Origin of the sequence: Streptomyces sp. 2323.1 (genome assembly GCF_900221035.1) — a bacterium.
GTDB lineage: Bacteria > Actinomycetota > Actinomycetes > Streptomycetales > Streptomycetaceae > Streptomyces > Streptomyces sioyaensis.
The window spans coordinates 2,426,321-2,439,721 of record NZ_LT907981.1 but is presented as its reverse complement, the minus strand read 5'-3'; the positions used below and the strand labels follow the sequence as shown (position 1 = coordinate 2,439,721).

Genomic DNA, 13,401 nt, shown 5'->3' with positions numbered 1-13,401 from the left:
CAGGCTACGGCCTCGGCCGCTGATGTGGGTTGGTGATTCTCGGCGTGTGGCCCGTTCAGGCGGCTCGCCGCACCTCGGCCGGGGCGCGGCAGTCGCGGCAGCGGCCCGGGCCGTCGGCGCGAAAAGCGCGATCGCAGCCGTCGCAGTTCTGGAGGGGGACGACGGGTGGGCGGTCGGGCTGCGCGGGCGGCCCCGTACGGGACGGTGGGCGCAGGGCGGACAGGCGGTGGGCGAGGAGGCGGGCCGGGCGGCGGTTGAGGCGTGCGGGGAGGCCGCTGGTCAGGGCGTCGGTGATCTCCTGCGGACCCGCCCCGCGGTCGAGCCAGTCGGTGACGGCCGGGGCGAGCGCCGTGATCTCCCGTTCGGAGAGGAGCAGGCGGCGGTCGCGGTGGGGGAGGGCGGCGAGGAGCTCGGCGGCTTGCGGTGTGGGCGGGGTGGAGGCTGGTGCGGGCTCTGGTTCCGCGATGTGGGTGCGCTCCGGCTCGGTGATGGGCTCGGGGCCGTCCGCTTCGGCCGCTACCGGGGGCGCTCCCGGGGCTGCCTCCAGCGGTACTTCTGGGGGTGCTCCCGGCAGGTCGTAGGCGAACGTGCGGGTCGTGATCCGGCCGTGCGGCCCGCGCTCGACGCGGCGCTCCAGCCAGCCCTCGGCCTCCAGCTCGCGTAATGCAGCGGCGATGGCCGTCTTGCCCTCGGCGAAGTGAGTGCAGAGCGCGTCGATGGTGATCGGTGCGCCATCGGGGAGGGACAGGATGTACGCCGCGACGCCCACCGTGACCGCGCTGCCGGCGCGCTGCGCAAGGCGGTTGGCGAGGACGGTGAAGCGGGAGGTCTGGCGCGTACGGATGTGGATGACGCCGCTGGAAGGGCGAGCGTGCGCGGATGAGGGCGCGTTAGAATGCGCGGAAGTCATGGGGAAGGTTCCGTCTTCCTAGTGATCAGGCCCTCGGATTGGGATTGCCGTCCCGCCGGGGGCCGTTCTGTGTGCGGTTGTGGGCTGCTGGCGCAGTGGAACTGCGGCGAGCGTAACCGCATTCCGGACGCTCCCGCGCCCAAGTCACCCGATGAGGTGAGGAGTTGGGGCGGCGGTAGGTGGGTGGGGGTTCTCTCCCCGGGTTCTTTGGTTGGTCGGCCGGACCACCGGCGGGCGGTGGGGCGGAACCTGGTGCCGGCCCACCGGTATCCGGTCAGACGGCTTCCGGTGCGACCTGCGCGTATGCGAGGAAGACGCCCAGGCGGCGGGCGTGACGGTGAGGTGGGGGAGGGCGTGCTGCCGAGATGCGGTTGCTGCCGTGGACCTCGCCGGACGACAAGCCCTGCTTCTGTCGCGACGGCTCGCCGAGGCGCTGGGTGATGCGCTGCGCGTCGCTCGGAACTGACCTCGGACCTGACAAATGTCATGGGGAAGCCGGGACAGTCGAAACTGTTGCGGCCTGCGGCCGTGCCCGAAGCTGAGGACGTAGCGGTAAGACGCAGTGCAGAGAACACATCGGGGGAGCCACCGTGAGCCAGAGCAAGAGCCAGACTGAGAGTCAGAGCCGGAGTGAGGGCGCCGGCAACGGCAAGGGGCCCAGTCCGCTGGCGCAGAGTCTGATGCCGCTCGTCGTGGACGCGGGCGTTCCGCTGGCCATGTACTACGTGCTCAGCGACGGTTTCGGGCTGAGCGAGGTGGCCGCGCTGGGCTGGAGCAGTGTGGTGCCGGCGCTGCGTACGGTCTGGAGCCTGGTGCGGCGCTCCGGCGTCAACGGCCTCGCGCTGCTGATGCTCGTGGTCAACGCCGTGGGCCTGGCCACCAGCACGATGACCGGCGATCCGCGGCTGATGCTCGCCAAGGACAGTGTGACCAGCAGCGTCATCGGGATATCGATGATCGTCTCCGTGTTCCTGGGGAAGCCGCTGATGACCGCCGGGCTCAAGCCGTTCGTGACGAAAGGCGGCCCGGCCGGCGAGGCCGCCTGGGACCGGCTGATAGTCGAGTCCGCACCGTTCCGCCGGGCCGAGCGGAGGTTCTCGCTGATATGGGGGACCGTGCTGCTGTCCGAGTGTGTGGTGAAGGCGATCGGCGCGTACACGATTCCGGTGCACACGATGGTCTGGCTCGGGACCGTGCTGACGGTGGTGGCCATCCTGCTCGCGATGGTCCTCGGGGGCGGAAGCTGCGCGGACCCGATGGAGAAGATGGTCAAGGCCGAGGTGGAGCGTGCGGCGGGCGCCGCGCCCGGTGCTGCGGGATCGGCCGCCTCCACCGCTCCGGTGGTCGGGGCCGCGGGCTGAGCGGCCCAGGGGACTAGTGATCGCCCTCGTCAACCGGTGCGGGGTCGGCCGAGTGGGGGGCGGTCAACTGTGAGGTGCCGCACAGCGCGCGGGGGCGGTGTGCGGTGCCCGTCCACCGAGGTCGAGGCGTTGACCTGCGGGCATGCAGCGGGGCAGGGGCGCGGCGGGGGAGTGGGGCGAGGGTGTACGTGATCGACGTGTCGCGCATCCCACAGACGATCGGTGCGCTGGTGCCGAATAGTGTCGGTGGTGCGACAGGACGTCGGCGCTGCCGGACGAGGAGTGGTGACGACCCGCGTGCACCAGGAGTTTCCGTGCACGTGAGGGGTCGTCAGGTCCGGACCGCAGACGGCCTCACCGCGGCCACGAAGGGAACGGAAGTCAATGTCGACTGTTCAATCTGAGGTCAAGCCCGGCGTTCATCCGGCCGGGCCGGCGGCCCTGTACGCCGAGCTGGTCCGGCGCAATCCCGGGGAGCCCGAGTTCCACCAGGCGGCTCTCGAGGTGCTGGAGACGCTGGCCCCCGTACTGGCGGCTCGTCCGGAGCTCGCCGAGGCGAAGGTCCTGGAGCGGATCTGTGAGCCGGAGCGGCAGATCATGTTCCGCGTCCCCTGGACGGACGATTCCGGGACGGTTCATGTCAACCGGGGCTTCCGGGTGGAATTCAACAGCGCGCTCGGCCCGTACAAGGGCGGTCTGCGCTTCCACTCGTCGGTGAATCTGGGGATCGTGAAGTTCCTCGGCTTCGAACAGATTTTCAAGAACTCCCTTACCGGGCTGAACATCGGCGGCGGCAAGGGCGGCAGCGACTTCGACCCGCACGGGAAGTCCGACGCCGAAGTCATGCGTTTCTGCCAGTCGTTCATGACGGAGCTGTACCGCCATCTCGGCGAGCACACCGACGTACCGGCGGGCGACATCGGTGTCGGCGGCCGCGAGATCGGCTATCTCTTCGGGCAGTACCGGCGGATCACCAACCGCTGGGAGGCCGGTGTGCTCACCGGCAAGGGGCTCGCCTGGGGCGGCTCCAAGGCCCGTACCGAGGCCACCGGTTACGGGAACGTGCTGTTCACCGAGGAGATGCTCAAGCAGCGCGGTGAGGAGCTGGACGGGCAGCAGGTGGTGGTCTCCGGGTCCGGAAATGTCGCGATCTACACCATCGAGAAGGCCCAGGCCCTTGGCGCCAACGTGCTGACCTGCTCGGACTCCGGCGGCTATGTCGTCGACGAGAAGGGCATCGATCTGGCGCTGCTGCGGCAGATCAAGGAGGTCGAGCGCGGCCGGATCAGCGAGTACGCCGAGCGGCGCGGGGTGTCGGCCACCTATGTGCCCGGCGGGCGGGTGTGGGACGTGGCGTGCGATGTGGCGCTCCCGTCGGCGACCCAGAACGAGCTGAACGAGGACGCCGCCCGGATCCTGGTCCGTAACGGCGTCAAGGCGGTCTCCGAGGGCGCCAACATGCCGACGACGCCCGAGGCGGTCTCGCTCCTGAAGGCGGCCGGGGTGGCCTTCGGTCCCGGTAAGGCGGCCAATGCGGGCGGTGTGGCGACCAGCGCGCTGGAGATGCGGCAGAACTCCTCGCGGGAGGCGTGGGCCTTCGAGCGTACGGAGGGTGAGCTCGCGACGATCATGCGCGGGATCCACCGGCGCTGCTACGAGACCGCGGAACGCTTCGGGCTGCCCGGTGACTACGTCGCGGGCGCCAACATCGCGGGCTTCGAGCGGGTGGCGGACGCGATGCTGGATCAAGGGTTGATCTGATCTCCCGCTTCTGAACCCGCTCTTCCCCCCACCCCCGAACCCACCCCCGCCCCCTCCCCCGAAGGGGGAGAGGGGGAGGGGGCGGGGGAGCGCTCCGGCGGTCCCGCGAGGCGCCCCGCCCGGCGCCCCGGCAGCCTCGCTGCGTACGCCTCCGCCCCGCCCGCGAGGCGCCCCGGCCACGCCCCGGCAGCCTCGCTACGGAGGCCTCCCCCCCCCGCCCGCGAGGCGCCCCGGCCACGCCCGGGCCACCCCGCGCCGGCCACCTCCGCGCCGACCGCCCCCGCCCGGCTCCCGCGAGCTCCCCACCCCCCGGCTCGTAAAGTGACCGCATGAACATCTGCGTCTTCTGCTCCGCCGCCGATCTCGATGACCGCTATGTCGTCCCCGCCCGCCAGTTCGCCGAGTTGATGGGCAAGGGCGGGCATGCGCTGGTCTGGGGCGGCTCGGACGCCGGCCTGATGAAGGTCATGGCCGAGGGGGTGCAGCAAGCCGGCGGGAAGCTGATCGGCGTCTCCGTGGAGTTCCTGGCGCACAAGGCCTTTGAGGGTGCCGACGAGATGGTCGTCACCCGGAATCTCGCCGAGCGGAAGGCGCAGATGCTGGCGCGCGCCGACGCCATCGTCGTCATGGTCGGCGGAATGGGCACGCTGGACGAGGCCACCGAGATACTTGAGCTGCGCAAGCACGGGATGCACACCAAGCCGGTGGTGCTGCTGAACACCGCTGGTTTCTATGACGGGTTGAAGGAGCAGTTCCAGCGGATGGAGGCGGAGGGCTTCCTGCCGGTTCCGCTCACCGACCTGGTCTTCTTCGCGGCGGACGGCGTCGGGGCGCTGGCCTACCTGGAGGAGCGCGCGGGCATCCAGGCCTGACCGCCGCTCCGGGATCCCGCCGCTCCCGGCGCTCCCGGCGCCCCTTCACCCGCTCGTGAGGATCACCTGCTCGTTAGGATCTCCCCATGGGTACGCACTTGATCACGGGCGCAGGATCGGGCATCGGAGCGGCGGTCGCACGGCGGCTCGCGGAGCGCGGGGAGGACCTGTGGCTCTTGGCGCGCCACGCGGTCCGGGCGAAGGAGCTGGCCGAGCAGTTCCCCGGCGCCCGCACGCTCGTGGGTGACCTCGCCCATCCCGAGAAGCTGTCCTGGGCCTTCGGGCAGCAGCCGCTGCCGGACCGTCTCGATTCCCTGGTGCACAGCGCGGGCGTGATCGAGCTGGGTGCGGTCGGCGATCTGCCGACCAAGGCATGGCAGCGGCAGCTGGCCGCCAACCTGGTCGCGCCCGCCGAGCTCACCAGGATGCTGCTGCCGCTGGTACGGGTCGCCAAGGGGCATGTCGTCTTCGTCAACTCCGGTGCCGGGCTGAGTGCGCGTGCCGAGTGGGGCGCGTACGCCGCGAGCAAGCACGGTCTGAAGGCGCTGGCCGATGCGCTGCGGGCGGAGGAGCACGACAACGGGGTCCGGGTGACGTCGGTCTACCCGGGGCGTACGGCCACGCCGATGCAGGAGAGCACCCACCGGCAGGAGGGCAAGGAGTACGACCCGGCGCGCTGGATCGATCCGGAGTCGGTGGCGACGGCCATCCTCACGGCCATCGACCTGCCGCGGGACGCGGAGATCAACGATGTCTCGGTGCGGCCGGGGCGCTGAGCCGCAAGGGGGCGGGCCCGCGGTGCCGGCTCCCGCCCCGCTTCACGGTTTTCCACAGCCCTGCTCCTTTCACAGCCCTACTGCTTTCCACAGCCCTGCTGCTTTGCGTGGCGCCGACGTACGCTGCATGCGTGACCACTCAAGCGAAGTCGACCGCGGCGGCCGGGTGCGGGTTCCGGGAGATCCGGGGGCTCGTGACGGAGCTGAGTCGACGGCTGGACGCCCATCAGCGCAGCCGTGTCGCCGAGGTCGATCTGACGCCGACGCAGGCCAAGGTGCTGGAGGAGCTCGGCGAGCCGAAGACCGCGCGGGAGCTGGCCGGGGTGCTGTGCTGCGAGCCGCCGAATGTCACGTATGTCATCTCCAGGCTGGAGAAGCAGGGCATGGTCGTGCGCCGGCCGCACCCCTTGGACGGCCGGGCCAAGCAGCTCGTACTCACCGACGCGGGGCGGGAGTTGCGGCACGATCTGCTGCGGCGGACGGGGACCGCCTCGCCGCTGGATCATCTCTCCCCCGAGGAGCGGGCCGCGTTGCGCGATGACCTGCTGAAGGCGCTGGGGCGCGGCGACTGACCCTGCCGTCGTACCGCGTGTCCGGCCGGACCTGGGTCGTCGACGGCTATGTCCTCGCCTTCGCCGCGCTGTTGCTGCTCGCCGACACCCGGCGAAGCGCTACGGCGCCCGCCGGCTTCGTGCTCCGTGCACGGGCCGCCCGCACCCCGATCCTGCCGGTCGCACTCTTCGCCGACAGCAGCTTCACCGCGGCCAATACGGTCGGATTCCTCTTCAACTTCGCCTTCTACGGGGTGCTGTTCGTCCTCCGGCTCTTCCCTCAGACCGGGCGCGGCGCGAGCCCGGTGACGGCGGGGCTGCAGATGCTCCCGGCGGTTCTGGCGCGCCCGTTCAGCAACCTGCTCTACACCCGGATCGGGCCGCGCCTCGGCAACCGGGCCGCACACAGCGGGTCGCTGGCGTTCTCCGCTGCGGGGTATGCCCTGCTGTTCATGATCCTCACGCCCGGCCTGCCGTACGGGGTGCTCGCGACGGTGCTCGCGGTCGCCCACATCGGCAGCGGGGTCAGCTCCCCGGCGCTGACCGGGGCCCTGATGGACGCCGCGGGCCGTGAACACGCCGATATCGGCAGCGCGACGCTCAACGCCAACCGCCAGATCGGCTCCCTGGTCGGCATCGCCGTCATGGGCGCGGTGTTCACGGGGGTGGGCAGCGGCCACCGGGGCGCGACCTGTGCCTTCGCCCTGACGGCCGGCGCGCGGGCCGTCGCCGCGGTGGCCGGCCGGCTCGGCATACGCAGCCGGGCGTGAGGGGCGGGCGCGGTCCGACGTGACCGGTGTAGCCCGCCTGTGGCGACCGTTGAAGCTGCTCGTGGTGACGGGTGTACTCCTCCTGTGGTGACCGGTGCACTCGCCCGTGACGACCGGTGTACGCAGGCCGTGGTGGGCGGCATGCCTCGTCCGCGGCGCCGGAGGCGGATCGTCCGTCGCGGCGGCCGTACGTTCCGGAGCGGGCCCGCCGTACGCCTGCGAGCGTGCGGGCCCGGCACCCAGGGCTGGCCGGTCCCCACCCCGCCGCACCCCGCCCGCCGCACCCCCTCCGGCGGGCCGCCGCATACCCTGCCTGGGTGAGCGAGAACAGCACGCAGAAGTGGGCCGCAGGTGCGGCGACCGGGATCGGGTCGATGCCGGGCGGTGACGCACGAGAGGCGGCGAAGACCGTCACCGGGTCGCTGGAGACCTTCCCCTACCTGCCGGAACTCCCGGCCCGGGGGCCCGGCGCCGACATGATCGGGCGGACCCTGGGGCTGCTCGTCGAGGTCTACGGCCATGTGGAGCCCAGCGGCTGGCGGATCAGCGACCGGCCGGGCCGCGACACCCGGCGGGCTCACTCCTGGCTCGGCGAGGACCTCGATGCCTTGGAGGAGTTCACCCAGGGGTACGAGGGGCCGCTGAAGGTCTCCGCGGTCGGCCCGTGGACCCTGGCCACCGCCTTGGAGCGGCGCAACGGCGAGGCGGCCGTCGGTGACCCAGGTGCCTGCCGGGATCTTGCCGCGTCCCTGGCGGAGGGGCTGCGCGGCCATCTCGCGGACGTACGGCGGCGGGTGCCGGGCGCCCGGGTCGTGCTGCAGCTCGACGAACCGTCGCTGACGGCGGTGCTCCAGGGGCGGGTGAAGACCGCCAGCGGCTACCGGACCTACCGCGCCGTCGACCGGGCGGTCGTCGAGGGGGCGCTGCGTGATCTTGTCGGGGTGGCGGAGGGCGGTCCCGTGGTCGTCCACTCGTGCGCCCCCGGGGTGCCCTTCGGGCTGCTGCGGCGGGCCGGTGTCGCGGGCGTCTCGTTCGATTTCTCGCTGCTCACCGAGCGTGAGGAGGAGGCGGTCGGGGAGGCCGTCGAGGGCGGGACGACGCTGTTCGCGGGCGTGGTGCCGGGCATGGACGGTCCATTGTCAGACCCTGCCGGTAGCGTCATGGGTGTCAGGACGCTGTGGCGCAGGCTGGGGCTGACGCCGGGGACTCTCAGCGAGTCCGTGGTGATCACTCCGTCCTGTGGGCTCGCGGGTGCTTCGCCCGCTTATGCCCGCTCGGCCCTCGCCCACTGCGTCCGGGCGGCGAGATCACTCGCAGACAACCCTGAGTGACCGCACTCAAGGACCACGGGAGGACAAGACGGTGGCTGGCGAACAGCACGCAGCGGGATCCGACGTGCCCGCGGCGGCGCGGGAGCAGCACGCGCAGCTCGCTGAGCAGATCGAGGAGCACCGCTTCCGGTATTACGTGAAGGACGCCCCGGTCGTCAGCGACGCGGAGTTCGACAGGCTGCTGCGCTCCCTGGAGGCCTTGGAGGACGAGCACCCCGAGCTGCGCACCCCCGATTCACCGACCCAGAAGGTCGCCGGTGCGTACGCCACGGAGTTCACCGAGGTCGAGCACCGCGAGCGGATGCTCTCGCTCGACAACGCCTTCGACGACGAGGAGTTGGCCGGCTGGGCCGAGCGGATCGCCGTTGAACTGGGCGGCGACCCCCGGAGCGCCGGCTACCACTTCCTGTGCGAGCTGAAGGTCGACGGCCTCGCGGTCAACCTCACCTACGAACACGGCCGGCTGACCCGCGCCGCCACCCGCGGCGACGGCCGTACGGGCGAGGACATCACCCCCAACGTCCGCACGATCACGGAGATCCCGCACCGCCTGAAGGGCGACCGGATCCCGGACCTGGTCGAGGTGCGCGGGGAGGTCTACTTCCCGATGGAGAAGTTCCTGGAGCTCAACGAGCGGCTGGTCGCCGACGGCAAGCCACCGTTCGCCAACCCCCGTAACGCCGCGGCCGGTTCGCTGCGCCAGAAGGACCCCAAGATCACTGCCAGCCGCCCGCTGCACATGGTCGTCCATGGCGTCGGCGCCCGCGACGGCCTGGTGATCGACCGCCAGTCGCAGGCCTACGACCTGCTCAAGGAGTGGGGCCTGCCGACGGCCGCGCACAACCAGGTCGTCGACTCCCTGGCGGCGGTCCGCGAGTTCATCGCCCATTACGGCGACGCCGAAACCCGCCGTACGGCCGTCGAGCACGAGATCGACGGTGTCGTCGTCAAGCTGGACGAGATCCGGCTCCAGGGGCGACTGGGCTCGACCTCGCGCGCGCCGCGCTGGGCGATCGCCTGGAAGTACCCGCCGGAGGAGGTCAACACCAAGCTGGTCGACATCCGCGTCGGAGTCGGCCGTACGGGACGGGTCACGCCGTACGCCGTGGTGGAGCCGGTGACGGTGGCCGGCTCCGAAGTGGAGTTCGCGACCCTGCACAACCAGGACGTGGTCAAGGCCAAGGGCGTGTTCATCGGCGACACCGTCGTGATCCGCAAGGCCGGCGATGTCATTCCGGAGATCCTGGGACCGGTCGTCGATCTGCGGGACGGCAGCGAGCGGGAGTTCGTGATGCCGGCCGAGTGCCCCGAGTGCGGCACGGCGCTGCAGCCCGCCAAGGAGGGCGACGTCGACCTGCGGTGCCCCAACGCCCGTTCCTGCCCCGCCCAGATCCGTGAGCGGCTGTTCTACCTCGCCGGCCGCAAGTGCCTGGACATCGAGAACTTCGGCTATGTCGCCGCGACCGCGCTCAGCCAGCCGCTGGAGCCCGCGGAGCCTCCGCTGAGGGACGAGGGCGATCTTTTCGGCCTCTCCATCGAGCAGCTGCTGCCCATCAAGTCCTATGTCCTGGACCCCGATTCGGGTCTGCCCAAGCGCGATCCGAAGACCGGCGAGGAAAAGGTTGTCACCTTTTTCGCCAATCAAAAGGGCGAGCCGAAGAAGAACGCGCTGGCCATGCTGGAGAACATCCAGGCGGCCAAGCAACGCCCGCTGGCCAGGATCCTTACCGGTCTGTCGATCCGGCATGTGGGCCCGGTGGCCGCCGAGGCGCTGGCGCGGGAGTTCCGCTCGATCGACCGCATCCGGGACGCGGACGAGACCGAGCTCGCCGCCGTCGACGGCGTCGGGGCCACCATCGCCGCCTCGCTCAAGCAGTGGTTCGCCGTGGACTGGCACCAGCAGATCATCGAGAGCTGGCGGGCCGCAGGCGTCCGGATGGAGGAGGAGCAAACGGGTGACGAGGGCCCGAGGCCTCTCGAAGGCGTCACCGTCGTCGTAACGGGCACACTTCAGTCACACACCAGAGATGGCGCGAAAGAGGCCCTCCAGAACCTCGGAGCGAAGGTGACCGGTTCCGTTTCGAAGAAGACCGGATTCGTAGTGGTGGGCGACAACCCGGGTTCGAAGTACGACAAGGCCATGCAGTTGAAGGTCCCCGTGCTGGACGATGATGGCTTCGCGGTGCTGCTGGAACAGGGTCCGGACGCAGCACGAGCGGTAGCTGTCACTCCGCCTGAGGAGGAGTGAGGTGTCACCCCATCGGCGCATACCAGATTGATCCGCGACGCCTGGTCGCATTCGGGCAACCGTCACCGATCGCTGCCCGCGGCGGCCTTCCGCGGCCTACTGTTGAGGAGTGCGCCTGCCGTGGCGCGGGCACAGCCGGCTGTGAGAGGGATCGGAATGAAACCGACCGACAGCGCCGCTCCGGCGTCGCGGCTCCGGCGGCTCGTCGTGCCCGCGCTGCCCGGGACCATCGTCACCGTGGCGGGCCTCGCGCTCGCCACGGGCGTCCTCGTGAACCTCGGCGAAGGTGACGCGCTGTTCCCCGGCGGCTCCATAGGCTGGTCGCTGGCGGTCCTCACCGGCATCATCGTGGGCCATCTGGTCGCCCTCGGCCGGGACCGCTGGTGGGGCGGCACGGGCTCCGGCGCCGCGCTCGCCCTCGCCGTCCTGCTGCTGTTCGGCTGGGTGCCCGCCACCCTCGTCAGCCTCTCCGTCGTCGTCCTCGTCGGCGCCGCCCGGCGCCACCGCTGGCGGCAGGCCGTGGTCCACGGCTCGGTGGACATCCTCGGCATCGGCGCCGCGGCGCTCGGCCTCGCCGCGTTCGGCGTGGCCTCCAGCGTCCGCCACCCGTGGTCCCCGCCGGCCTGGAACCTCTCCGTCCTCCCCGAAGTCGTCGTCACCGCCGCCAGCTATCTCGCCGTCAGCCGCGGTCTGCTCTGGCTCAGCCTCACCCCGCGCACCGGCCAGCTGCCCGCCATCCCCCGAACGGCCGTCGTACGACAGGCACTCGTCGGCATCGCCCTGCTCGGGATCTCCCCGCTGATCGCCGTCTGCGCCGTGCACGCCCCGCTGCTGCTGCCGCTGTTCGCGGTCCCGCTGATCGCGCTGGACTCCACCCTGTGGATAGCCCGCGCCCGCGCCGAGGAGCAGCTGCGCGACCCGCTCACCGGCCTGCCCAACCGCCAGTGGCTGCTGGAGCGCACCTGGACCGCGCTGGACGACGCCGAACGCGTCGGCGCCCGCTCCGCGCTGGTCCTCATCGACCTGGACCGCTTCCGCTCCGTCAACGACACCCTCGGCCACCTCGCCGGCGACCGGCTGCTGCTGCAGATCGCGGACCGGCTGCGGCACGCCCTCCCGCGTGGCGCCGAGGCGGCCCGGCTCGGCGGCGACGAGTTCGCCGTCCTGCTGCCCACCACCGACTCCCTCACCAGCTCCCAGCGGGCGGCCCGCCATCTCGTCGCCGCCCTCGGCTCGCCGCTGGATCTCGACGGGCTGACCCTCGTGCTCGAAGCCAGCGCGGGGGTCGCGGTCTTCCCCGACCACGCCCTCGACGCCGAAGGCCTGCTGCGCCGCGCCGATGTGGCGATGTACCAGGCCAAGCGCGACCGCAGCGGCGTCGAGCTCTACGAGGCCAAGCGGGACGGCAACACCCCCGACCGGCTCGGCCTGTTGGGCGATCTGCGGCGCGCCCTGGACGCGGGCGACGTCGAGCTGCACTACCAGCCCAAGGTCGGCTTCGACGGCCATGTCGCCGGGCTGGAGGCACTGGTCCGCTGGGTGCACCCGGACCGCGGCAGGGTCCCACCGGACGAGTTCATCGCCATCGCCGAGTCCTCCGGGCTGATGCCCCGCCTGACCGAGTACGTCCTGGAGACCGCCCTCGCCCAGGTGGCGCGCTGGCGTGCGATGGGCCTGGAGGTGCCGGTCGCCGTCAACGTCTCCCCGCGCGATGTGCACTCCCCGGGGTTCGCCGGTGCGGTCGCCGCGCGGCTCGCCCGGCACCGCGTCCCACCGGGCGCCCTCCAGCTGGAGATAACCGAGCACGTCCTCCTGGAGGACCCGCAGCGGGCCGCCGACACCCTTGCCGGGCTCACCGCGCACGGCGTGAAGATGTCCCTCGACGACTTCGGCACCGGCTACTCCTCCCTGGTCCATCTGCGGCGCCTCCCGGTCAGCGAGCTGAAGATCGACCGCTCCTTCGTGGCACGGCTGGCGGTCGACACCGAGGACGCGGAGATCGTCCGCTGCACCCTCGACCTCGCCCACTCCCTCGGCCTCCTGGTCGTCGCGGAGGGCGTCGAGGACGACGAGACCTGGGAGCGGCTGCGCGACCTCGGCTGTGACGCCGTACAGGGCTGGCTGGTGGCCGCCGCGATGCCACCGGACGAAACCACGGCCTGGCTGAGAGCCCGCGGTGAGCGCGGCTGGCAGCGTGAATCGGAGACGGCCGCCCTGGCGGCGGAGAAGGCCGCCGAGCGCCCTTCGGGACAGGTCCTGAACTGACCCGGCCACCGGCCGTCCCGTGTCCCCGCTCCGAAGAACACCCCGAAGCCCCCGGGGAGGGTGCGGCACCAGACCCGGTGCCGGAGCTCCCGCCCCGTCACGGCGACCGGTCCACCGAGCCTGTCCGCGACGATCCCGAAGCTGCCGAGCCGGCCTGCGATGATCCCGTAGCCGCCGGGCCCGAAGCCGTCGAGCCGGAAGCCGCCGGGCCCGAAGCCGTCGAGCCGGAAGCCGCCGGACCCGAAGCCGTCGAGCCGGAAGCCGCCGGGCCCGAAGCCGTCGAGCCGGAAGCCGCCGGACCCGAAGCCGTCGAGCCGGACGCCACCGGGCCCGATGGTGGCGACGAGCCCGATGCCGCGGAGCCCGACGCCCCTGCCCGGCCCGAGCCGCAGGCCCCCCGGCCCCGGCCCGGGCCCACCGCGCCCCAGGCCGGAGATCACCACCCCGGCGGCCCGTCGTCCAGCGACCGCTGACCAGGCCGTCGGACGACGGGCCGCCGGCGGCCTGCGGCGGCCCCGAGGGGCCTGCGGGAAAGCCCTGCGCGATTCCCATGCGG

General features: G+C 71.8%; 11 protein-coding genes. 10 read left to right on the top strand and 1 reads right to left on the bottom strand.

Annotated elements, in window-relative coordinates; translation table 11 throughout:
* Positions 1-55: 55 nt before the first annotated feature.
* Entirely contained in the window at positions 56-910 is an 855-nt protein-coding gene (locus tag CPH93_RS09805; RefSeq protein WP_096212556.1) for a GntR family transcriptional regulator, read from the bottom strand.
* Positions 911-1,590: 680 nt separating this feature from the next.
* Here CPH93_RS09805 and CPH93_RS09800 point away from each other — a divergent pair.
* The 10 genes from CPH93_RS09800 to CPH93_RS35725 all read left to right on the top strand — a co-directional run bounded on the left by CPH93_RS09800 (position 1,591) and on the right by CPH93_RS35725 (position 13,318).
* The gene (locus CPH93_RS09800) at positions 1,591-2,271 is read left to right on the top strand and encodes a VC0807 family protein (protein ID WP_096215373.1); all 681 of its coding nucleotides are present in this window, start codon (positions 1,591-1,593) and stop codon (positions 2,269-2,271) included.
* Positions 2,272-2,655: 384 nt separating this feature from the next.
* On the top strand, positions 2,656-4,032 hold the full coding sequence (gene gdhA, locus CPH93_RS09795) for an NADP-specific glutamate dehydrogenase (RefSeq protein ID WP_173909759.1): 1,377 nt from the start codon (positions 2,656-2,658) through the stop codon (positions 4,030-4,032).
* A gap of 329 nt (positions 4,033-4,361) precedes the next feature.
* On the top strand, positions 4,362-4,904 hold the full coding sequence (locus tag CPH93_RS09790) for a TIGR00730 family Rossman fold protein (RefSeq protein WP_093485295.1): 543 nt from the start codon (positions 4,362-4,364) through the stop codon (positions 4,902-4,904).
* 86 nt (positions 4,905-4,990) lie between these two features.
* Entirely contained in the window at positions 4,991-5,680 is a 690-nt protein-coding gene (locus tag CPH93_RS09785) for an SDR family oxidoreductase (protein ID WP_096212555.1), read from the top strand.
* Positions 5,681-5,811: 131 nt separating this feature from the next.
* Positions 5,812-6,252 carry a MarR family winged helix-turn-helix transcriptional regulator gene (locus CPH93_RS09780; RefSeq protein ID WP_231977254.1) on the top strand — a complete coding sequence of 147 codons (441 nt, stop codon included), beginning with the start codon at positions 5,812-5,814 and terminating at the stop codon, positions 6,250-6,252.
* A gap of 17 nt (positions 6,253-6,269) precedes the next feature.
* Positions 6,270-7,001: an MFS transporter gene (locus tag CPH93_RS09775; protein WP_231977253.1), complete on the top strand. Its 732-nt coding sequence runs from the start codon at positions 6,270-6,272 to the stop codon at positions 6,999-7,001.
* Positions 7,002-7,375: 374 nt separating this feature from the next.
* Positions 7,376-8,332: a methionine synthase gene (locus tag CPH93_RS09770; RefSeq protein ID WP_443031459.1), complete on the top strand. Its 957-nt coding sequence runs from the start codon at positions 7,376-7,378 to the stop codon at positions 8,330-8,332.
* 31 nt (positions 8,333-8,363) lie between these two features.
* Positions 8,364-10,580 carry an NAD-dependent DNA ligase LigA gene (gene ligA, locus CPH93_RS09765; RefSeq protein WP_096212551.1) on the top strand — a complete coding sequence of 739 codons (2,217 nt, stop codon included), beginning with the start codon at positions 8,364-8,366 and terminating at the stop codon, positions 10,578-10,580.
* A 156-nt stretch (positions 10,581-10,736) separates the two neighbouring features.
* Positions 10,737-12,845: a putative bifunctional diguanylate cyclase/phosphodiesterase gene (locus CPH93_RS09760; RefSeq protein ID WP_096212550.1), complete on the top strand. Its 2,109-nt coding sequence runs from the start codon at positions 10,737-10,739 to the stop codon at positions 12,843-12,845.
* A 77-nt stretch (positions 12,846-12,922) separates the two neighbouring features.
* Positions 12,923-13,318, top strand: a complete 396-nt coding sequence (locus tag CPH93_RS35725; RefSeq protein ID WP_159394985.1) for a hypothetical protein — start codon at positions 12,923-12,925, stop codon at positions 13,316-13,318.
* Positions 13,319-13,401 lie beyond the last annotated feature (83 nt).

Bases quoted from the DNA above. Each gene is read 5' to 3' on its own strand.
- CPH93_RS09805 (WP_096212556.1), bottom strand. From the start codon at position 910: ATGACTTCCGCGCATTCTAACGCGCCCTCATCCGCGCACGCTCGCCCT.
- CPH93_RS09800 (WP_096215373.1), top strand. From the start codon at position 1,591: ATGCCGCTCGTCGTGGACGCGGGCGTTCCGCTGGCCATGTACTACGTG.
- gdhA (WP_173909759.1), top strand. From the start codon at position 2,656: ATGTCGACTGTTCAATCTGAGGTCAAGCCCGGCGTTCATCCGGCCGGG.
- CPH93_RS09790 (WP_093485295.1), top strand. From the start codon at position 4,362: ATGAACATCTGCGTCTTCTGCTCCGCCGCCGATCTCGATGACCGCTAT.
- CPH93_RS09785 (WP_096212555.1), top strand. From the start codon at position 4,991: ATGGGTACGCACTTGATCACGGGCGCAGGATCGGGCATCGGAGCGGCG.
- CPH93_RS09770 (WP_443031459.1), top strand. From the start codon at position 7,376: ATGCCGGGCGGTGACGCACGAGAGGCGGCGAAGACCGTCACCGGGTCG.
- CPH93_RS09760 (WP_096212550.1), top strand. From the start codon at position 10,737: ATGAAACCGACCGACAGCGCCGCTCCGGCGTCGCGGCTCCGGCGGCTC.